Below are 21,141 nucleotides of genomic sequence, written 5' to 3' on the forward strand. Positions count from 1 at the left end.
GCAACAGGTGTCTTTTTTGTATGCTGCAAGGCCAAAGCTCGCCAAGCATTTTCGGGCAAGCTAGGACATGTCGAGAAAAAGAGGTGCTGTTTGACAGGGACCGACAACGCCTCTTACTTCTCGCCAAAGGATTCGACTCAGCCTGCCTTGAACCTTGAGGGAAGAAGGAAAAGGGGGCGGAGCGAATGGCTGGAGGAAGTTTGGATCGCTTGCTGGAGCGGGTAGCCGGTCAGATAGCAGGAAAGGCTTACCTGAAGAGCATTACAGGCGGCTGGGAGAGATGCGTAGGCATTGTGGCCGAGGATGCGCAATCTCGTCATTGCCTGCGCTTTACCCGGAGCGGAATCGCCAGCGCCGAGTGGCAGGAGCCGGTTCATTTGATCGTGAGCGGGCAGGAACGCGACTTGCAAAGGCTGTTTGCCGGGGATGAACTGCTCTACGTCAGTGCCAGGCAGTCCGTTTCCATCAAAGGACCGCTGCGGGACCAATTGAAACTCGATGCGCTGCTTCGCCTTGCGTGCTCGTGAGCGAAGCGGCGCTTCTTTTTTGGCGGCATGCTATAATATCCCAGGGAGGTACATGGGCGTGAGGACAAACATACTGGGGAAAACAGGGCTGCCTGTATCGGAGCTGGGCTTTGGCGCTATGCGCCTCAGGGCCATCAGCCATGAGGAAGCGGATCGCGTAATCAACCATGCGCTTGACCGGGGCATTACGTATATCGATACCGCCGCTGGGTACGGAGACAGCGAGGAGAAGCTGGGGAGCGCGGTCAGCCATCGCCGCTCCGAGTACGTGCTGGCGACGAAGACGATGAAGCGCAGCTATGAGGAGGCAAAGCAGGAGATCGAACAAAGCCTCCGCCGGTTGCGTACCGATTATGTGGACATTTTGCAAATCCACTACGTAAACTACCCCAAGGAGTACAGGGAGGTCAGGGGGGCAGACGGGGCCATACGAGCAGCGGAGGAACTGCAGGCCAAGGGATACATCGGGCACATCGGGATCACCGGCCATCGTCCGGAGCTGCTTGCTCGCTGGCTTCAGGATTATCCGTTTGCAACCGTGCTTTTTCATTTGAGCATGGTACAGCCCTTTGCCAAACGGGAGCTGATGCCGATGGCTGAATCGCTGAACGCCGGGATGATCGCAATGAAGCCGATTTCCGGTCCCTTTCTGTCAAAGGTAACGGAGTCGCTGCGCTATTCAGCCTCGTCATCAGCTCATGTCGTGCTCTCGGGGATGCAGAGCATCGCGGAGGTAGACGCCAACATTGCCGCACTAAAGAGAAGTGTGGAAGCAGAGGAACGGGCCGTTTTGGAGGAAATGGCCGAAGGCTTGGATGAGCACGGCTGCAGGCGCTGCAACTATTGCTCGTGTCCTCTGGGGATACGGATTCCCGATACGTTGATCCCGTCGAGGTATCGTCAGAGATACGGCCTTTTGGAAGCGGGGGAACTGATGTGGCGGCAGTCAGCCGACAAGTTTGCCCAGTGTCTGACGTACGAGCCGTGCAGGGTCCAGCCGCTCTGCCAGCAAGCGTGTCCGTATCATCTGCCGATCCAGGCGGAAATTCGCAGGGCCATGGATTAGAAATGGCGAGAAACGAGAAAAGCATAAGAGGAGATTTAGACAAGTGAGGACATTTGCCATAAGTGATATTCACGGAATGTATGATGAATTTTGTGACATGCTGGAACAAATTTCGTTTGACCCCGATTCCGACAGGCTGATTTTGCTCGGGGATTACATTGACCGGGGCTATAAAAGCAAGGAAGTCGTGCGACGGGTAAAAGAACTGGCAGAGAAGCATGGAGCCATTGCCATCAAAGGAAATCACGATGAGATGTTCCTTGAATTTCTCTACAACAGCGAGCCGCAAAAGACGGAAAGGTATTTGCGGAACGGGGGCAAGGCTACGCTGGAGAGCTTTTGCGGCTCCGACTGGTTTTCAAACGGAGTGACGGACGAGCTGCTCCAAAGCGCCAGAGAATACATTTTGGAGCACTATGCGGAGGAGATCGCGTTTTTGCAGCAATTGCCCTATTTTTACGAGACAGAGAAGCATATTTTTGTGCACGCGGGCATCAATCCGGCGTACGAGGACTGGAGGGAGACCCCTCCCTACGAGATGATCTGGATCAGGGATGCCTTTTATCATCAGCCGGTAAAGGAGGCGCGAACGGTTGTGTTCGGCCATACGACTTGCAGCACGCTGCATGAAAAGCCGGATGTCTGGTTTGGCGCAGGGAAGATCGGGATCGATGGTGCCTGTGTGTTCGGATCTCAACTAAACTGTCTGGAGATTAAGCCGGATGGGTACGAGGTTCACGTGGTCCGGACCAAGACATTTGTGAACCTGGAGAAAGAGCAGTAAAGGCTGGGGATGTGGGATAGAGTCGTCAGAGGCGGTTTACTGTTCTATCCTTTTCTCAAATTCTCCACAATTCCCCTGTTTTACGAGAATGTTGTTTTTCGGCAAGTGTCATATAATAAAGGGGACCTTGGGTTTGCGGGACGAGCCTTCACATTTTCTTCACACCTAAAAATTAAAATCTTGTGGCTTATTTCATCAAATGTGATATACTAATTGCAAATCAACCGATGATGAAAAAACATGTTAACGGATAGATACGGGAAGGAGATCGTTCACACATGGAAACCAAGACGGTTCGCAAGCTTACTGACGTACTGGCAAATACAAAGGTGCACGCAAACTTGCCAGTCGCAAGGCTCGTTGAGATGGCGGTACAGCGCGGCGAAGGCATCATGACGGACAGAGGGGCGTTCAACGCGTTGACAGGTAAGTTTACTGGCCGTTCCCCGAAGGACAAATTCGTAGTGGACGAAGCATCCGTACACGATAAGGTAAACTGGGGGCCTGTGAACCAGCCGATCACTCCGGAGAAATTCCAGGCGCTGTACCAGGATGTCATGGAGCATCTGCAAACAAAGGAACTGTTTGTCTTCGACGGCTTTGCCGGAGCGGACGAAACCTACCGCCTGCCGATCCGGGTGGTCAATGAATACGCCTGGCACAATCTGTTTGCCCGCCAGCTGTTTATCCGTCCGAGGCTGGAAGAGCTGGCTGCTCATAAAGCGGAGTTTACCGTCGTATACGCGCCTACCTTCGAGGCAAATCCGGAAGTGCACGGCACCAACTCGGAGACGTTCATCATCATCAGCTTCGAGCAAAAAACCGTTCTGATCGGCGGAACCGAATACGCCGGCGAGATGAAGAAGTCTATTTTCAGCGTGATGAACCTGCTTTTGCCTGAGCAAAACGTTCTCTCCATGCACTGCTCGGCAAACGTAGGCAAAGACGGAGATGTGGCTCTTTTCTTCGGTCTGTCGGGAACAGGAAAAACCACGCTTTCCGCCGACCCGGACCGATTCCTGATCGGCGACGACGAGCACGGCTGGTCTGACAACGGCGTGTTCAACATCGAGGGAGGCTGCTACGCCAAGTGCATCGGACTGTCCGAAGAAGGCGAACCGCAAATCTGGAAGGCGATCCAGTTCGGTACGGTGCTGGAGAACGTGGATGTCGATTCCGAGACGCGCGTGGCTGATTACGACAGCGACAAGTACACGGAAAATACGCGGGCAGCCTATCCGGTCGATGTCATTCCGGGTGCTGTGATCCCGGGTGTCGGCGGCCAGCCGAAAGTGATCATTTTCCTGACAGCGGACTCGTTTGGAGTGCTCCCGCCAATCTCCAAACTGACAAGAGAACAGGCGATGTACCATTTCCTGTCCGGATACACGAGCAAAATGGCTGGAACAGAGCGCGGCGTGACTACTCCGCAGACCGAATTCTCCACCTGCTTCGGTTCCCCGTTCCTGCCGCTGCACCCGGTAGTGTATGCAGAAATGCTGGGGAAAAAGATCGATGAGCGCGATGTGCAGGTGTACCTGGTCAATACCGGATGGACCGGCGGACCGGTCGGCGTAGGAAAACGCATGAAGCTTTCCTACACCCGCGCAATGGTCACCGCTGCCCTGAACGGCGAACTGGCCAACGTCGACTATGCGGCAGACCCGACATTCGGCGTGCAAGTGCCAACCTCCTGCCCGAACGTCCCGGCGGAAGTCCTGCTCCCGCGCAACACGTGGGAGGACAAAGACGCCTACGACAAGCAGGCCCGCGATCTGGCAAGCCGCTTCATCGAAAACTTCCAGAAGAAGTTCCCGAATGCCGCCGAAATCGCTGCCGCAGGTCCGAAGGTTCAGTAAGACAAGGAATAAGGAACAGGGAATAATGAATAGGGAATATGTATGGCAACGTTAAGTCGGTAATGTGCAGGTAAAGGCAACCTGTAATCCGGCAATGCAAGAAATGAAGAAATATCAGAAATGCCTGGGGCTGTCCCTCTGCAACGGTTCAAACTGTTGCAAGAGGAACAGCCCTTCTTGAATTAGCTTGCAAAATAAAGTTACGGTCGACCAATCAAGCTGTAGAGATGAAAAAGGAGAAAAACGCGAAAGTCTTTGGGACACCTACCCAGGCTGCATTCGAAAAGCGGAACACGCTTTTAGCGTCCAACTCTGAGAAGCATCCTGAATGCGCTGCTTTTGGACGCGGTTCCGCTTTTCGAATACAGCCGGACAGTATAACCCAAGAAAGTGTCCCACCGTACCTTGAGCGTTTTTCTCCTTTTTCATCTCCACCACCCAAGCCCGGGCGACACCAAAAAAACCAGCTCTACAGCCACTTTGGAAGCAATCAGCATGATTTCTCCAAAATCAGCCAAAATAAGCAAATGCCCGGTCAACGAGGAGGTACTTTCTAAATATAATGATTTAAAAATTACAGATATGTTTCATTCCTTGATTTATAATTATTCTTATTATAAGATGGGTATTGAGAATGGATTGAGAATAAGTCAACTCATTTTTGAGTGTCATGGAGGGAAAAGAAAATGACAGCAGTACCGCATTTACAGATAAAAAACCTACGCGCCAAGATTGAAGACAAGGAAATCATCAAAGGTCTCAACCTCGAGATCAAAGGCGGCGAAGTGCACGCGATCATGGGACCGAACGGGACAGGGAAATCCACCTTGGCTTCCACTTTGATGGGCCACCCGAAATACGAAGTAACCGATGGAGAAGTAGTCCTCAACGGCGAAGACGTTCTGGAAATGGCAGTGGACGAGCGCGCACGCGCAGGCCTGTTCCTGGCTATGCAGTATCCGTCCGAGATCAGCGGTGTGACCAACACGGACTTTCTGCGCTCTGCGATCAACGCGCGCCGCGGCGAAGGCAATGAAATTTCGCTGATGAAGTTCATCCGCGAGTTGGACAAGAAAATGGGCGCCCTCGAAATGGACGAAGCTTTTGCCCACCGTTATCTGAACGAAGGCTTCTCCGGCGGTGAGAAGAAGCGCAACGAGATCCTGCAAATGATGATGATCGAGCCTGCCATTTGCATTCTCGACGAAATCGACTCCGGTCTCGACATCGACGCGCTGAAAGTGGTAGCGAACGGCGTAAATGCAATGCGTTCCGCTGATCGCGGCTTCCTGATCATTACCCACTACCAGCGCCTCTTGAACTACGTCAAGCCTGACTTCGTACACGTAATGATGCAAGGACGAATCGTGAAGTCCGGTGGTCCTGAGCTGGCTGAACGCCTGGAGGCGGAAGGCTACGACTGGATCAAGGAAGAACTCGGCATCGTCGATGAAACCGTCAACGCAAACGTGTAAGAGAAGGAGGCAGCAGTGAGATGAGTGTAGATATACAGCTCCGCTTCGATTCCGAAGCGATCACCGAGTTCTCCAAGGCTAATTCTGAACCTGCATGGTTTTTGGAAAAGCGCTTGGCCGGCCTGAAGGCAGCGGGCGAGTTGCAACTGCCCGTTTTGGAGAAAACGAAAATAGACAAATGGAATATCGATCAGTTTGTGCCGTTTCAAACCTCCGGCAAAGTGGCGACCGCCCAAGAGCTGGACGATCTGGTCAAGGGACAAATCGATGCAGATAGCGTAAAAAGTCTGGTCGTGCAGAAAAACGCTTCCGTCGTTTTTCAGTCTGCTGACGAAGACTTAAAGAACAAAGGCGTTATTTTTACCGATTTGGCCACCGCGCTGAAAGAGCACGGCGAACTCGTGCAAAAATACCTGGGCACTGTCGTACAATATGATGAGCACAAGCTGACCGCGCTGCACACGGCAGTGGTCAACGGCGGCGTCTTCCTCTACGTTCCCAAAAACGTGGAAGTCAGCGTGCCTGTGCAAGCCGTATTTGAAGTGGCAGGCGATGATGCGCTGGTCTGCCCGCATGTGTTGATCGTGGCGGAAGCCCACAGCAAGGTTACCTACGTGGACACGTATGTATCCGGCGAAGGCAAGAACATGGTGGCAAACAGCGTCGTTGAAGTATATGTAGGCGCAGGAGCAACCGTGCAAGTCGCATCCGTTCGTTCCCTTTCCACCGAAGTGCACGACTACTCTTTCCGCCGCGCCAGCGTGGACCGCGACGGCAAGATGGAGTGGATCTTGGGCGAGATGAACGACGGAAACACCGTGGCAAACAACACGACCATCCTCCAAGGGGTCGGTTCGATCGCCGAGACCAAGAGCATCTCTGTAGGAACCGGTTCCCAGCGTCAAAACCTGACATCCCAAGTACAGCACATCGGAACCCATTCCGAGTCTGACATGGTCAGCAAAGCCGTCATGACGGATGAAGCGACCAGCATTTTGAACGGAATCACCAAAATCGAAAAAGGCGCCGAAAAGGCAAATGGCGTACAGGCTGAGAACATTCTCATGCTGAGCGAAAAAGCGCGCGGGGACGCCAACCCCATCCTGCTGATCGACGAGGATGATGTAAAGGCGGGCCACGCAGCGTCCGTAGGCCGCGTCAGCGAAGAGAGCATCTACTACCTGATGTCTCGGGGAATCAACCGTCAGGAGGCAGAACGCCTGATTATCCTGGGCTTCCTGGACCCTGTCGTAGCCGAGATTCCGGTTGAAGAGGTTCGCAACCGGCTTCGTCAGGCGCTCGAAAGGAAGTTGGGTTAAATGAATGCCAAGGAGCTTCGGAAATACTTTCCCATTCTTCACCAAGAGGTAAATGGCCACCCGCTGGTGTATTTGGACAATGGGGCCACCTCGCAAAAGCCGATTCAAGTCATCGAAGCAATTGATGCGTATTACAAGGAGGTCAACTCCAATGTGCATCGCGGCGTTCATACGCTTGGAAGCAGGGCCACGGACAGATTTGAAGAGGCACGCGAAAAGGTGCGCGCCTTCGTGAATGCCCGTGAAACGGCAGAGATTGTATTTACGCGGGGGACAACAACTGCGGTAAATACGGTGGCGCACGGGTACGCTCGCGCCACTCTCAAGCCAGGCGATGAAATTGTGACCACTCTGGTCGAGCATCACAGCAACTTCATCCCTTGGCAGCAGGCGGCAAAGGCGACCGGAGCTACCTTCAAATTCATTCCGCTGGCAGAGGACGGTACAGTCACACTGGATGCTGTCAGGGAAACCATAACCGACAACACGAAAATCGTAGCCATTCACCATATTTCCAACGTGCTGGGCGATACGACGCCGATCAAGGAAATCGCGCAAATCGCCCACCAGCACGGCGCTGTCCTGTTTGTCGACGGAGCGCAAGGAGCGCCGCACACGAAGGTCGACGTGCAAGACCTGGATTGCGATTTCTACTCGTTTTCCGCTCACAAGATGTGCGGACCGACCGGGATTGGCGTGCTGTACGGCAAACGCGAGCTTCTGGAGAAAACCGAGCCGATGGAATTTGGCGGCGAGATGATCGACTATGTAGAGCTGTATGACTCTACCTGGAAGGAGCTGCCGTGGAAGTTTGAAGGCGGCACGCCGATCATCGCCGGCGCGATCGGCCTCGGCGCGGCGATCGACTTTTTGCAGGAGATCGGCATGGAAGAAATCGAGCGCCACGAGAAAAAGCTGGTGGCGTACGCGATGGAGCAAATGCTCGAAATGGACGGGGTTTCCGTTTACGGCCCCAAGCAAGACCGCAGCAGTTTAATCACTTTCAACCTGTCGCAGGTTCATCCGCATGATCTGGCCACAGTGCTCGACAGCCACGGGATTGCCATCCGGGCGGGTCACCACTGCGCCCAGCCGCTGATGCGCTGGCTGAATGTCACGGCAAGTGCGCGCGCCAGCTTCTATCTGTACAACACCGAAGAAGAAGTGGATGTCTTCCTGTCGGGCTTGAAAAAGGCGAAGGAGTTTTTCGGCAATGTCTTCTCTTGATGATCTGTACCGCCGCGTGATTATGGACCACTACCAGAAACCGCGCAACCGCGGCAAGCTGGAGGAATCGGAAGGACTCATCGTCAATTTGAACAATCCGACTTGTGGCGACAGCATTTCGCTCTCTTTGAAAGTGGAGGACGGAATTGTCTCGGATGCCAAGTTCCTAGGAGAAGGCTGCTCCATCAGCATGTCATCCGCTTCGATGATGACGGACGCAGTCAAGGGAAAGCCTGTTGAGGAAGCGCTCAAGCTGGCTCAGATCTTTTCCGACCTGATGCAAGGAAAGGAAATCGACGACTCTGTTGATCTGGGAGACATCGAGGCGCTCTCCGGCGTAACGAAATTCCCGGCACGCATCAAATGCGCGACGCTCGCTTGGAAGGCGCTGGAGCAGGGAATCAAGCAGGCAGGGCATGAATAAATCGTAAGGAGTGAAATCACATGGCGAAAAAAGCCCCGGAAATACAGGAATACCAGTACGGCTTTCACGACAAGGACGTCTCCATTTTCCGTACCAAAAAGGGTCTGACTCGCGAGATCGTGGAGGAAATCTCCCGCATCAAGGAAGAACCGGAATGGATGCTGGAATTCCGCCTGAAATCACTGGAAATCTTTGAAAAGCTGCCCATGCCGAAATGGGGCGGCGATCTGGACGACCTCAACTTTGACGAAATCACCTACTACGTGAAGCCGTCTGAAAAAGCGGGCCGCAGCTGGGACGAAGTGCCTGAAGAAATCAAGGCGACCTTCGACAAGCTGGGAATTCCGGAAGCCGAGCAGAAGTTCCTGGCCGGCGTATCCGCCCAGTACGAATCCGAAGTCGTGTACCACAACATGCAGGAAGACCTGGAAAAACTGGGTGTTCTCTTCTGTGACATGGACTCTGCCGTGAAGCTGTACCCTGACATCGTGAAGGAGTACTTCGCGACAGTCATCCCGCCGGCGGACAACAAGTTCGCGGCGCTGAACTCCGCGGTATGGTCCGGCGGTTCCTTTATCTACGTGCCAAAAGGCGTCAAGGTAGAAACGCCGCTGCAAGCGTACTTCCGCATCAACTCGGAGAACATGGGGCAGTTCGAGCGCACGCTGATCATCGTCGATGAGGATGCGTTCGTGCACTACGTAGAGGGCTGCACCGCACCGATCTACAGCACAGACTCCCTGCACTCCGCAGTCGTTGAAATCATCGTCAAGGAACGCGCTCGCTGCCGTTATACGACCATCCAAAACTGGTCCAACAACGTATACAACCTCGTCACCAAACGCGCGGTCGCATACGCCGACGCCAACATGGAGTGGATCGACGGCAACATCGGTTCCAAGCTGACGATGAAATACCCTGCGGTGATCATGAAAGGACCGCGTGCCAAAGGTACCGTTCTTTCTATCGCCGTAGCAGGCAAAGGACAGCATCAGGACGCAGGTGCGAAAATGATCCACCTGGCTCCGGACTGCACGTCCACCATTATTTCCAAATCCATCTCTCGCGATGGCGGAAAAGTAACGTATCGCGGACTGGCTCAGTTCGGCCGCAAGTCGGAAGGCTCCAAGTCGAACATCAAGTGCGATACGCTGATCCTGGATAAACTGTCCACCTCGGACACAATTCCGTACAACGAAATCATGAACGACAACATCACGCTGGAGCACGAGGCGACTGTCTCCAAGGTGTCGGAAGACCAGCTTTTCTACCTGATGAGCCGCGGCCTCTCGGAAGCCGAAGCGACTGAGATGATCGTCATGGGCTTCATCGAGCCGTTCACGAAAGAACTGCCGATGGAGTATGCTGTCGAGATGAACCGTCTGATCAAATTCGAAATGGAGGGCAGTATCGGTTAACCCTTGGGCCACAAGGGTTTCCGGCTCCCGAAATGGGCTTTTCCCCCACTTTGCCCCCTAAATTTGAACGTACCTTTCGTAAAGGGATAGAGCTTCATCCTCAATTTCTTGGTAACATGTAGATACGTGTCCGCAGTGACTTTCACGCTTGCGTGCCCTAGTCGCTCGGACACGTATTTTATATTGGCGCCAGCTTCGAGGAGATGTACTGCGTGGGTATGCCTGAGGGCGCTAATTTTATTCCTCAACGGCGATGCCGGCTGCTTTAAAATGCCCATAGGCAACGATTCTGCTAAACTGAAATGAAACTTCACCCGCAGGAAGAGGCCGATCGTTTTTAATCCACCAAATGACAATCCCCATGAAAGACGATACGAGGAATTCGAGCAGCAATTCCTTAGATATCGCTAAAGGAGAATTTCCCTGAACAGGATTCCACCCCTCATTTAGTTTATCTTTAATGATACTTTCCACTTTCGTTCGAAACTGATAGATTCTATTCTCTTCAATTAACATGGCATAGTAAAAAGTGATGTTGCTCGAAATGTGCTCCAATATTGCTTGCATGACGATCTCGAGTATAGAAATACTGAAGGGATTCATGTGGATTGGACATAGAATGACTGCATTCTTTAGTTCGCTCAACAACTCATCCATACATGTGTTTAATAAATCGGGTTTATTTTGATAGTGAAGATAAAAAGTGTTTCGATTGATTATAGCCCGATCGGCAATATCCTGGATCGTTATCGCTTCATATCCTTTTTCCTGAATAAGTTCATAGAACGCTGTTCGAATCGATTGTTTCGTACGCAGTATCCTTAGATCGGTTTTCCTGCTCATTGTTTTCGTTCCCCCTAAATGAAATTTGAATCGTTAAGCGACAAAGCTTTATGAATGGTCTGTTATCCTTCAAAACTAAAAATATTGAATATTGATCGTTGAATTAACCTTCATTATAATGAGCAGCAGATAAATAAACAACACTGCGTTCATTATTTATCTAATGACTATAAACTCAAATAGAAAGAGGTGAATAAAGTTAAATTAGGCCGATCCATCGCAAATAGAAATGTAAATTTTTTATAAAGTGAGGAGGATATTCCAATGACCGTAAATAATCAAAATGAGCTTGTCCATAAGGCAATCGCTGTGCTGGAAAGTTTAGAGAGCGGCAACCCCGAAGCGATTAAGGCTTACATTCATCCAGATAAATATATTCAGCACAATCAGGCCTTGCCCGATGGCCGTGAGACGATGCTTGGTGCACTTGATCATTTAAAGGAGATTGGGACAAAGGTAAGCATAAAGCGCACGTTAGTCGACGGAGATTATGTTGCCCTTCATTCCGTATATGATTTTCACGGCCCCAAAATCGGCTTTGATATTTTCCGTTTTGAGAATGGGCTGATCGTCGAGCATTGGGACAATTTGCAAGAGATGGTGGAAAAGACGCCAAGCAATCATACGATGATTGACGGTCCGGTCACGATTAAGGATATCGACAAGACGGATGCGAACAAAGCGTATGTCAAAAGCTTTGTCGAGGATATCATGGTTGGGAAGAACCGGGGCTTGATTACCTCTTACTTTGATGGGGATAACTACATTCAGCATGATCCACATATTGCGGACGGCCTCTCCGGTCTCGTTGCAGCAGTACAGTCAATGGAGGAGCAGCATATTGAAATGCAATATACGCATATTCATCAGGTTATCGGTCAAGGCGATTTTGTACTTACGGTGAGTGAAGGTCTCATTAATGGTGAGCCAACCGCTTTCTACGATTTGTTCCGCGTGGAGAATGGAAAGATCGCCGAGCATTGGGACGTAATCGAAGCCATACTGCCGGCAGAAAAACGAGTGAATTCGAACGGGAGATTTTGAATTTTGTGCAGCTGAATCGCAAGACAGACATCGCCGAATTTAATTACGGCGATGTCTGTCCCATCACGATGTACTTGAGTGATAAATTTGTCATCAAAGGAATACAGGAGCGTTGCTTCAGCAATGCTGTTTTGTCCTATAGAAATGAGGCATTCCAATGCAAACCAATCATAGCATTCAAAAGAATACCGGAGAGTTATTACTTGGCGTTCTTGTCTTTACGCTCATTATCTCCGTCATGAATGCAACCATGTTTAATGTTGTACTTCCGGCTATCAGCAAACAGTTTCAACTTTCGCCATCGCAAGTTAGCTGGATCATCACGGGCTATATGATTGTATATGCAATTGGCTCGGTAACTTACGGAAAATTGACAGACAGATACAGCTTGAAGAATTTGTTGACGTTTGGTCTGCTGGTTTTTGCAATTGGGTCTGTTGTAGGCTTAGTGGCTATTCAATATTGGATGGTAATTGTGGGACGAATTGTACAGGCAGCTGGTGCATCGGTGATTCCGGCGATTGCAATGATCGTGCCGGTTCGTTACTTTTCACCCGAAAGGCGCGGTCGTGCGTTGGGTACCGTCGCAATCGGGTTTGCACTCGGTTCGGCACTCGGTCCGATCATTGCTGGGGTGGTGAGCAGTACGTGGAACTGGCGGGTTTTATTTGTGATTTCGCTTTTATCGCTGCTTACGTTGCCAATGTATCGGAAATATTTAGATGATGAAAAGGGAGTCGCCAGCAAAATGGATTTTATTGGCGGATCACTTTTGGCGGGCACAGTAGCCATTCTGTTACTGGCTTTAACAAACGGAAATATTTGGATTGGCGTGGCGGGTACTATTTCTTTCATTTTTTTCTTATTACGTATACGCTATGCTTCAGCGCCGTTCATAAACCCGGCTATATTTCGAAACAAACCGTTTTCATTCGGTCTTATTATTACTTTCGTAATGATCGGGATTAGCTTTGCTATTCCATTCATTACACCTCAGTTGCTTTCTTCTGTAAACCATTTGTCACCAGTTTTCATCGGAATGGTTATGTTGCCGTCAGCCCTAGTGGCCGCGTTTTTGGGTCGACGGGGCGGCAAGGTAGCTGATGAAAAGGGAAATCCGTTTCTTGTGTATACAGCAGCAGCACTTCTTATTATCGGTTTCATCTGTTTGTCTTCAGTCGTTGGCATGTCGCCAGTCTTTATTGCGATCTTTCTTATTTTCGGCGTCCTTGGTCAATCATACATGCAAATTGCGATGTCGAACACCGTTTCACGAACGCTATCAAAAGAGCATATAGGAGTAGGAATGGGATTGTTCTCCATGATCACTTTTATTTCTTCGGCTGCATCAACAGCTGCTATCGGCAAGGTGCTGGATTTCGGCACATCGACCGTTCGCTTAAATCCGATACCTCAAGATAGAGCTACTTTCGTATATAGCAACATTTTCCTGGTACTTGCCATTCTGGTCGTTGTGATGGCCGCATTTTATTATGTACAATTCGGTCGTGTAGCTAAAATGGCTAAGGGCGAAAAAATGGATAGCGAATAGTCATCCACAACTTTTTTAAAAACGTGTCCGTTGCGACTTCACCTTGCGTGTCTTGGTCGCTCGGACACGTTTTTTTGTTTTTGTCATCGGCTTCCTTAACTGTCTTCGGGGGATGTCCTTGCGATACTGCCAGCCTAACACTCTCTTTGCAGACAAGGCTAGCCGTCCGACCCACTCAGACTGACGGGCATGGTTCCGATGACCACGGTGGCATCCAACTCCTCGGAGCTAGCCACCTGCGGTATTAGCCCGCTGCGAGCGAAGATCTCGACGGTCAACGGCGCCTGCCGCTCACTGGTTTCGATCAGCAGGTGTCCGCCCGGTGCCAGCCAGATGGGCGCTGCGTCTGCCACACGCCGCTGGATGTCAAGCCCGTCAGGACCCCCGTCAAGCGCCACCTGTGCCTCATGGATGCGGGCCTCCGGCGGCAGCAGCCTGATCGCCTCGGTGGGCACGTAAGGTGCGTTGGCGATCAGTACATCGATACGACCCCGAAGTCTGTGAGGCAGCGGCTCGTAGAGGTCTCCTTCGTAGACGTGACCGCCGGCAGTGACGTTGCGGCGGGCACACTGCACCGCAACGGGATCGATGTCTGCGGCGTGCAACTCGATCCGATCCTGTGCTGCAGCCAGCGCGGCGCCCACCGCGCCGGAGCCGCAGCACAAGTCAACTACGACGGCTTCTGGCCGGGTGAGCGCTGCGGCCTGGCGAACGAGAAACTCGGTGCGGCGGCGGGGCACGAAGACTCCCGGGGCCACCGTGATCCGCAGACCGCAGAACTCTGCCCAGCCGATGACGTGTTCGAGGGGGAAACCTTCTGCTCGCCGGTTCACCATAGCAGCGAGGTCGGCTGGCGTCCGTGCGGCAAAGATGAGCAACCGGGCCTCATCTTCAGCGAATACACAGCCGGCGGCCCGAAGCCTGCTGACGACAATTTCATAAGTGGAATTTTTAAGGAAATCGCCACCGTCCGTATATGATCCAGTCTCTGCATCGCGAGTGGCATCAGTCACATTTTTGAATGCGTCATGCTTGATATTTTCCTTGCTCTCATCAACACAATTGCTATTTCTGAAGTCCAATGAGGCTTTCCTTTCGTCCATAGAACACTCCTGTTCCCGATCTTCGTTACCTGATGATCTGTTCACAGTCTAGCAGTTTCATTTCATGACGAATACTATATTTTTCAAATCCGCTGCTGAATTCTAGAGATTACGTCAGTTTCTTCGCCGATCTGACGGCTTGCTTTCAACTGTCAGCTTGACAGGGCAAGACCAGATATTTTTGTCAGATCCGGTCTGATTTGCGGCCTGCTTGGACACGGTTGTCACTGAGGAGAAGTCCAATGCATACGATTATCAGAGAATCACAAGTTTTTGAATGTTCAAAGAAACATGTATAAAAAGCTGTTTCCACGGTAGAGGGTGTCGACCTTTCTTGCGTGGTAGAGTCACTGCGAATGATACCGAGAAATGCATCGTGTATGGCGTTTTGAACGGGATGGAATAATAAAGTAGAGCGTGTAGAATAAAATCCAGGGGCTTCTGACGATGGCTTGCACACAGCCCGTCATCTGTGCCAAATTTGACCAAAACGATGCTCAAAGCTATGTTATAATGTGAGAGGGCCTTCTAAGAAAAATCTTATTATATCAAGATTTTTTGCCATCACTGAACCTTTGTAAAAGCAATTGGCAATCTGCGTTCAAGATGGAAGGTAGATCGATTACAAGCAAACAGACATGCTACTGTACCAAACAGTCATGTCTTGCCAAAAGGTCCCGCCTAGCGCAGCATTTGCTGGCTGGTGGGGCTCTTTCCATTGGAAGGAAAACTGTGGGCTTGTCTTGCATCGATAAGGTCATCATTTTACGACGGAAAAGAACGGGGACGCACATATGATGGTGGCAGGGCAGCTGTACAACCACTGCTTTCGCTTGTTCGGCACTGAAGGAGAGCTCTATCATACGGAAGCGGCGGATGGCTTGCTTGCCGTGTTTCCGCCTACGCGCGAGCGCGGCTGGTGGACATACACTACGCTGGAGCTGCACCGGAGTGGAGGAGTCGAGTGCATGCTCTACTCGTACCATTTTGATTGCGCTTTCATTTCGCATTTGGGCCAGGTCGCCGCTCAGGTCGCACGCCGCTGGAACGAAGCAGGCAGAAGACTGGCAAACGGCGATGTGTTCGCACTCGGAAAGCCGATCCTGAAAGGCTCGAGTCTGCAGTTTGTCCTCGCCACCCCTGCTGATTTTGAAGTAGAGGGCTTTGATCTCTTTACCAACGGCAGCGATGTCGTCTGGTTCAAGATGCTGCATGCGATCTCCGGATCAGAAGCAGCCTATTTAAAGCGCGAAGGCTTGGCAGCTTTGGAAAGACAGTTTGCGGATGCTGAGGTCAACTCTCTGGATGTCATGCGTCCCCCTGTCATGTAAAGGGAGCGAGCAAAATGAACGATATTCGCATGCGTGTTACCGTCGTGGTGGAGCATCAGGGCGAGATTTTGGTGATCAAGGAAAAATGCTCGGGTCATCCCTGCTACAATTTGCCCGGAGGAGTCGTCGATTATCTCGAAACGATTCCGGATGCCGCCCGGCGGGAAGTGTGGGAGGAAACGGGCCTGTTGGTCGAGTTTGACCGGATGCTCTGGGTCGATGAGCGAATCGATGGCGCTGGCAATGGAAAGCATACAATCGGGATCGGGGTGCTGGCCAAGCTGATCGGGGAAGACCAGACGCCCATCCCCGGAGGTCTGGAGGACGAGGAGATCGAGTGGGCGGGCTGGGTTCCGCTGGAGGAATTCCGTTCCCTGCCGATGTTTAACCCCGGCCGCCGAGAACAGGTGATACAGGCTTTGACGGAAACCGGCTACATGCCGCGTTATCTAGGCAATATGCTTTCATAGAAATTCGCCGAAACAAGCGGTCCTGTTTTTCTTGCAGGGCCGCTGTTTCATTGTGCGAAACCGTATACCGCTTTACTCGTCTAACCTAGTAGAGGGAAAGGAGAGCAAGCAAGCAATCCGCCATATTAAAGGCGATCGTCGCAAGTGCTCGGGGGCCGTTCTTTTTCGTGCAGAATCGGCACATCCCGACAAAAACCTTCACTATTTTGAAACATTTTCCGTTCCGTTTCGTATGAAAAATAGAGACATATATGGAAAGGGGTGACAGGATGGACGCGTGGAACACCATTTATCTTGTCTGCATGGCCATAGGACTTCTGTATACGTTGATAACTCTCCTTTTAGGTGATGCCGTTTCAGACTGGCTGGGTCAAATCGACCTACCGGTGCTGCAGCCGCTTCTGCTGGTCAGCGCGGTCACTGCCTTCGGGGCGGGCGGATTTTTGTTGACAAGGTTTACCGCGCTGTCGCCATGGTACGTATTCGCCTTGGCCGCAGCGATTGGGGTGGCGCTGGCTGCTGCTGCCTACTTTATCTGGATCAAGCCAATGGAACACGCGGAAAGCTCGATCGGCTACTCCATGAAACAACTGGAAGGCAAGGTGGGAGAGGTTCTGACGAGCGTACCGGCCGAGGGCTTGGGAGAAGTGTTGATTACCATGGTCGGCGGAACAACCAATCACATGGCGGCCAGCATCGACCGTGAAGCCATTCCCGAGGGAACGCGAGTCGTCGTCATTGATGTTCGCGATCACGTTCTGTACGTCACCCCCTTTCACAATTCAACGGAAAAGGAGAGCGTATGAGTATGATGGAATCGACCATTTTCGTACCAGTAGTCGCAGTTGTCGCCGTCTTTGTCGTCTTGGGAATCGCGTTCTGGGCCCGCTACAAGACAGTTGGCGCAGATGAGGCGATGATCGTGACGGGAAGCTTTTTGGGAAGCAAAAACGTCATGACCGATGAAACGGGACGCAAAATGAAAATTGTCCGCGGCGGCGGTACCTTTATTTTGCCGATATTCCAGCAAGCCAATTTCCTCAGCCTGCTGTCGCACAAGCTGGATGTATCCACGCCGGAGGTGTACACGGAGCAAGGCGTTCCGGTCATGGCGGACGGTGTGGCAATCATCAAGGTAGGCGGCTCTATTGAGGACATCGCCACGGCGGCTGAGCAATTTATGGGCAAAACGGATGATGCTCTCAAGTCTGAAGCGCAGGAAGTCCTGGAAGGCTATCTGCGGGCGATTCTGGGCAGCATGACGGTGGAAGAAATCTACAAGAACAGGGAGCGCTTTGCCCAGGAAGTGCAAGCCGTCGCCGCCAAAGACCTGAAAAAAATGGGGCTCTCCGTGGTCAGCTTTACGATCAAGGACGTGCGCGATAAAAACGGCTACCTGGCAGCGCTGGGGATTCCGCAGATCGCGGCAGTGAAGCGGGACGCGACGATCTCGCAGGCGGAGGCGGACAAGGAAGCGCGGATTCGCCAGGCCCAGGCCGAGCAAGAGGCCCGCAAGGCAGAGCTGTTGAAGGAGACGCACATCGCCGAGTCGGAAAAAGAAAAGGAACTGAAGATTGCGGCATTTAAGCAGGAACAGGACAAAGCGAAAGCTTCCGCCGACCAGGCCTACAAGCTCCAGGAGGCAGTCGCCAAGCAGCAAGTGACGGAAGAGGAAATGAAAATCGAAATCGTCCGGAAGCAAAAAGAAATCGAGCTGGAAGAGAAGGAAATCCTGCGCCGCGAGCGTCAGTACGATGCCGAGGTCAAGAAAAAGGCGGATGCTGACCGCTATGCCGTAGAACAGGCGGCGGAAGCGGAAAAAGCGAAGAAAATCCGCGAGGCGGACGCGCTCAAATACCGCATCGAAGCGGAGGCGAAGGCGCAGGCGGAGCAGAAGCGTCTGGAAGGGCTTGCGATTGCGGAGGCAGAGAAGGCTCGAGGAAGCGCGGAAGCGGAAGTCACCCGCCTGAAGCTGGAAGCAGAGGCAGAGGGGAAACAGAAGCTGGCGGAAGCGTTCGAGAAGTTCGGCCATGCCGCTGTCCTCGATATTATTGCGAAGATGCTGCCAGAGCTTGCGGGCAAGATCGCGGAGCCGATGAAAGCGATCGACAAGGTGACGATCGTCGACACCGGCGGAGGCCAGGGAGACGGCGTCAACCGACTGAGCGGGAACGTCACCAAGCTGATGGCCCAACTGCCGGAAATGCTGAAAGACGTCTCCGGCGTGGATATGAACAAGATTATTTCCGGCTTTATGAAGGCAGACCAGGCCGGCGGATACGCTCCGCCAGCACAGGCAGGCAAAAACAAGCCGGAAAGCGAGACTGCGGGTTCGGTTGCCGTGATCGCTCCGCCGCAGGCTGCCAGCCCGGACCAAGGCACAGGGCAAGAGAAGTAATCCACAAAATTCTACATAAGCGTGTTGAACCATGGTTTTGAGCAGAGCAGACCGGACGCTTAGGGTAGAGATGAGTCAACATACAGGAAAGACCGTTCCCCAAAGCCACCGTTCTCCCATTGATAGAGCCTGAGCTCGGGCTCATCGCCTGCCAGCCCCAAAATCCAGTAGCCCAGCTGAGGGTAATGCCAGCCGCGCTGATCGGTGGCAGAGGGGACGGGCGGAGTGGCCGGGTGGCTGTGCAGAACTCCAAGCCATTGCAGTTCGCGCTGCTTGATGAGCTGCAGCGCCTGGAAAAAAGCGGCGCTGTCCCAACTGAAGGCATCGGTGCTGGGGCGGGCGGAGGCCATCGGGATATGGCTGGTGATCCGCGCGTCTTGGCCCGCCAGCAGAGCAGAGTACTCCAGAGGAAACGTCTCCTTGGCTTGGGCCAGGAGGCGTTTCGCTACTTTTCGGTCCAGACATGTTTTGGTATGCTTAAACCCAAAGGGTTCGCCAAGCAGGCCGGGAATCATAGAATTTACCTCCTGGAGGTTGTCGATTCATGAACACGATTCATGTGGGAGTGTGCGGCTGGGGCGATCATTACGATCTGTACACCCAGGGAGTGCGCAATCAGGACAAGCTCTCCGTCTACGCAGGCCATTTTCCCATCGTGGAAGTGGACAGCTCCTTTTACGCCATTTTACCACAGACTCACTATCAAACATGGGCGCGCGAAACTCCCAAGTCGTTTGGCTTTATCGTCAAGCCCTATCAAGCGATGACAGGGCATCAGCGAGGCGAAGCGCCGGCTGACCGGCGGGAGCTGTTCCGCCAGTTTGAGGAAAGCATACAGCCGTTGGTGGAAGCGGGCAAACTAAAGGCGCTTCTGTTTCAGTTTCCGCCCTGGTTTGACTGTACGCGCGAGCATGTGCAGTACATTCGCGCTTGCCGTCAGACGATGGCCGCCTACCCTTTTGCCGTCGAGTTTCGCCACCAAAGCTGGTTTGAACCCCGTTATCGGGAAAAGACGTTGGAACTGTTGACAGGCCTGGGAGCGACACATGTCTTGTGCGATGAGCCGCAGGCGGGAAAAGGCTCTGTCCCGATCGTGGAGGCCGTCACCAACCCATCGTTGGCGTTGGTGCGTTTTCATGGACGCAATGTATCGGGATGGCGCGATCCGGGCGAGGGACAAAAATGGAGAGATGTCCGCTACCTCTACAAGTACTCGGCGGAGGAGCTGGCAGAGTGGGTCCCGCGTATTCAGCGGATCGCTGAGGAAGCGCAGGAAGTATGCATCTTGTTCAACAACAACTCAGGCGGGGACGCGGTGGGCAACGCGAAACAGTTTATGAACATGCTGGGCGTCGACCCTGTCGGGCTCAATCCCCGCCAATTGGAGCTCTTCTGACCCGTTTTCCGAAGGACGGGCCGGGGGAGCTTGAGCAGAAAGAAGGGGAGCACATGATTTACGCATTGGCAGGCATGTTTCTTGTCATAGGTCTGTTCGCTGGAGTCATCGGAAGTATCGCCGGGTTGGGCGGAGGCATGTTTTTCGTGCCGGCGCTGCTTTACCTCGGCAACGTGTACGCCCCTGGTTCCATCAGTCCGCAAATAGCGGCCGGCACATCGCTGATCGTAATCGGAGTGACGGCCATTTCCTCCTCCATTTCCTACATCAAGCAGAAAAAAGCGGATGTCCAAACCGCCCTGCTCTTTTTTTTAGGCAGTGCTCCCGGTGCTATTGTCGGTGTGTATCTTAATACATTACTACCAATAAAGGCATTTTCACTTTTGTTTGGCTTGTTTCAGCTCAGTATGTTCATTTTGATGATGGTAAAGGACAAACTGAAGCCGCGCAGCATCAGCTGGGATGTCCGGCGGCATTTCGTCGATGCGGAAGGCGTGGAGTACGAGTACGGGTACAATCGCTGGATGGCCATCTTTGTCGCGTTTCTGGTCGGGGTTGTCTCCTCGCTCTTTGGCGTGGGCGGAGGAATTTTGATGGTGCCGGCGATGATGATCCTGTTTCGCTTTCCTCCGCATATTGCCGCCGCTACCTCCATGCTGGTGATCTTGTTCTCGGCTATGGTCGGATCGGCGACGAATATCCTGCATGGCCATGTAAACTGGTTGTACGCGGCGATGCTGGCTCCGGGAGCATGGGCCGGAGGCAAGCTCGGGGCGCTGGCTGCCAACCGGATGAAGGGGCAAACGATCGTACTCGTGCTGCGCATCTTGATATTGGGCATGGCGATTCAGATGATCGGCGAAGCTGTCACGAAGTAAACGGGCTTGGATGCGGCAGCAGCTTGA

The 21,141-nt window shown here is 52.6% G+C and carries 21 protein-coding genes; 17 read left to right on the forward strand and 4 right to left on the reverse strand.

The window, feature by feature from the left end:
- The first annotated feature begins 185 nt into the window (after window positions 1-185).
- The 9 genes from Q3F21_RS16550 to sufB all read left to right on the forward strand — a co-directional run bounded on the left by Q3F21_RS16550 (window position 186) and on the right by sufB (window position 10,099).
- Complete coding sequence (locus tag Q3F21_RS16550) at window positions 186-527, forward strand: SCP-2 sterol transfer family protein (RefSeq protein ID WP_340255204.1); 342 nt, start codon at window positions 186-188, stop codon at window positions 525-527.
- 58 nt (window positions 528-585) lie between these two features.
- Window positions 586-1,593 (forward strand): aldo/keto reductase, encoded by a 1,008-nt coding sequence (locus Q3F21_RS16555; protein ID WP_340255207.1) that lies wholly within the window; start codon window positions 586-588, stop codon window positions 1,591-1,593.
- 43 nt (window positions 1,594-1,636) lie between these two features.
- On the forward strand, window positions 1,637-2,377 hold the full coding sequence (locus Q3F21_RS16560; RefSeq protein ID WP_340255209.1) for a metallophosphoesterase family protein: 741 nt from the start codon (window positions 1,637-1,639) through the stop codon (window positions 2,375-2,377).
- A 278-nt stretch (window positions 2,378-2,655) separates the two neighbouring features.
- Window positions 2,656-4,236 (forward strand): phosphoenolpyruvate carboxykinase (ATP), encoded by a 1,581-nt coding sequence (gene pckA / locus Q3F21_RS16565; RefSeq protein WP_340255212.1) that lies wholly within the window; start codon window positions 2,656-2,658, stop codon window positions 4,234-4,236.
- Between the two features lie 686 nt (window positions 4,237-4,922).
- On the forward strand, window positions 4,923-5,711 hold the full coding sequence (gene sufC, locus Q3F21_RS16570; protein WP_340255214.1) for a Fe-S cluster assembly ATPase SufC: 789 nt from the start codon (window positions 4,923-4,925) through the stop codon (window positions 5,709-5,711).
- A gap of 20 nt (window positions 5,712-5,731) precedes the next feature.
- A complete protein-coding gene (gene sufD, locus Q3F21_RS16575; RefSeq protein ID WP_340255217.1) occupies window positions 5,732-7,030 on the forward strand; it encodes a Fe-S cluster assembly protein SufD in 1,299 nt (432 codons plus the stop codon).
- Window positions 7,031-8,257 (forward strand): SufS family cysteine desulfurase, encoded by a 1,227-nt coding sequence (locus tag Q3F21_RS16580; protein WP_340255219.1) that lies wholly within the window; start codon window positions 7,031-7,033, stop codon window positions 8,255-8,257.
- The gene (gene sufU, locus Q3F21_RS16585; protein ID WP_340255222.1) at window positions 8,244-8,681 is read left to right on the forward strand and encodes a Fe-S cluster assembly sulfur transfer protein SufU; all 438 of its coding nucleotides are present in this window, start codon (window positions 8,244-8,246) and stop codon (window positions 8,679-8,681) included. Before Q3F21_RS16580 ends, sufU begins: the two co-directional genes overlap by 14 nt.
- A gap of 20 nt (window positions 8,682-8,701) precedes the next feature.
- Window positions 8,702-10,099 (forward strand): Fe-S cluster assembly protein SufB, encoded by a 1,398-nt coding sequence (sufB, locus tag Q3F21_RS16590; RefSeq protein WP_003392396.1) that lies wholly within the window; start codon window positions 8,702-8,704, stop codon window positions 10,097-10,099.
- Here sufB and Q3F21_RS16595 read toward each other — a convergent pair.
- Window positions 10,096-10,377, reverse strand: a complete 282-nt coding sequence (locus Q3F21_RS16595; protein ID WP_425341269.1) for a tyrosine-type recombinase/integrase — start codon at window positions 10,375-10,377, stop codon at window positions 10,096-10,098. The two genes, sufB and Q3F21_RS16595, sit on opposite strands and share 4 nt — an antisense overlap.
- Window positions 10,337-10,942: a TetR/AcrR family transcriptional regulator gene (locus tag Q3F21_RS16600; RefSeq protein WP_340255225.1), complete on the reverse strand. Its 606-nt coding sequence runs from the start codon at window positions 10,940-10,942 to the stop codon at window positions 10,337-10,339. The genes Q3F21_RS16595 and Q3F21_RS16600 overlap by 41 nt, the downstream gene beginning before the upstream one ends.
- A 264-nt stretch (window positions 10,943-11,206) precedes the next feature.
- On the opposite strand from Q3F21_RS16600, the gene Q3F21_RS16605 reads away from it, so the two are divergent.
- Entirely contained in the window at window positions 11,207-11,986 is a 780-nt protein-coding gene (locus Q3F21_RS16605; protein WP_340255228.1) for a nuclear transport factor 2 family protein, read from the forward strand.
- A gap of 157 nt (window positions 11,987-12,143) precedes the next feature.
- Complete coding sequence (locus Q3F21_RS16610; RefSeq protein ID WP_340255230.1) at window positions 12,144-13,538, forward strand: MFS transporter; 1,395 nt, start codon at window positions 12,144-12,146, stop codon at window positions 13,536-13,538.
- Window positions 13,539-13,696: 158 nt separating this feature from the next.
- Here Q3F21_RS16610 and Q3F21_RS16615 read toward each other — a convergent pair whose 3' ends face one another.
- The gene (locus Q3F21_RS16615) at window positions 13,697-14,641 is read right to left on the reverse strand and encodes a putative protein N(5)-glutamine methyltransferase (protein ID WP_340255233.1); all 945 of its coding nucleotides are present in this window, start codon (window positions 14,639-14,641) and stop codon (window positions 13,697-13,699) included.
- A 794-nt stretch (window positions 14,642-15,435) separates the two neighbouring features.
- On the opposite strand from Q3F21_RS16615, the gene Q3F21_RS16620 reads away from it, so the two are divergent.
- The 4 genes from Q3F21_RS16620 to Q3F21_RS16635 all read left to right on the forward strand — a co-directional run bounded on the left by Q3F21_RS16620 (window position 15,436) and on the right by Q3F21_RS16635 (window position 18,840).
- Window positions 15,436-15,972, forward strand: coding sequence for a suppressor of fused domain protein (locus tag Q3F21_RS16620; protein WP_340255235.1), 537 nt, complete (start codon window positions 15,436-15,438; stop codon window positions 15,970-15,972).
- Between the two features lie 14 nt (window positions 15,973-15,986).
- Window positions 15,987-16,442, forward strand: a complete 456-nt coding sequence (locus Q3F21_RS16625; RefSeq protein WP_340255238.1) for an NUDIX domain-containing protein — start codon at window positions 15,987-15,989, stop codon at window positions 16,440-16,442.
- A 269-nt stretch (window positions 16,443-16,711) separates the two neighbouring features.
- Window positions 16,712-17,248, forward strand: a complete 537-nt coding sequence (locus Q3F21_RS16630) for an NfeD family protein (RefSeq protein ID WP_340255240.1) — start codon at window positions 16,712-16,714, stop codon at window positions 17,246-17,248.
- On the forward strand, window positions 17,245-18,840 hold the full coding sequence (locus Q3F21_RS16635; protein ID WP_425341270.1) for an SPFH domain-containing protein: 1,596 nt from the start codon (window positions 17,245-17,247) through the stop codon (window positions 18,838-18,840). The genes Q3F21_RS16630 and Q3F21_RS16635 overlap by 4 nt, the downstream gene beginning before the upstream one ends.
- A gap of 59 nt (window positions 18,841-18,899) precedes the next feature.
- Here Q3F21_RS16635 and Q3F21_RS16640 read toward each other — a convergent pair whose 3' ends face one another.
- The gene (locus Q3F21_RS16640; protein WP_340255243.1) at window positions 18,900-19,355 is read right to left on the reverse strand and encodes a Mov34/MPN/PAD-1 family protein; all 456 of its coding nucleotides are present in this window, start codon (window positions 19,353-19,355) and stop codon (window positions 18,900-18,902) included.
- A gap of 29 nt (window positions 19,356-19,384) precedes the next feature.
- Between Q3F21_RS16640 and Q3F21_RS16645 the strand changes: the two genes are divergently transcribed.
- Both Q3F21_RS16645 and Q3F21_RS16650 read left to right on the forward strand, forming a co-directional pair.
- A complete protein-coding gene (locus Q3F21_RS16645; protein WP_340255245.1) occupies window positions 19,385-20,236 on the forward strand; it encodes a DUF72 domain-containing protein in 852 nt (283 codons plus the stop codon).
- Between the two features lie 53 nt (window positions 20,237-20,289).
- On the forward strand, window positions 20,290-21,114 hold the full coding sequence (locus Q3F21_RS16650) for a sulfite exporter TauE/SafE family protein (RefSeq protein ID WP_340255248.1): 825 nt from the start codon (window positions 20,290-20,292) through the stop codon (window positions 21,112-21,114).
- Window positions 21,115-21,141 lie beyond the last annotated feature (27 nt).

The organism is Brevibacillus borstelensis, assembly GCF_037834415.1.
In the GTDB taxonomy this organism is placed as follows: Bacteria; Bacillota; Bacilli; order Brevibacillales; family Brevibacillaceae; genus Brevibacillus; species Brevibacillus borstelensis_A.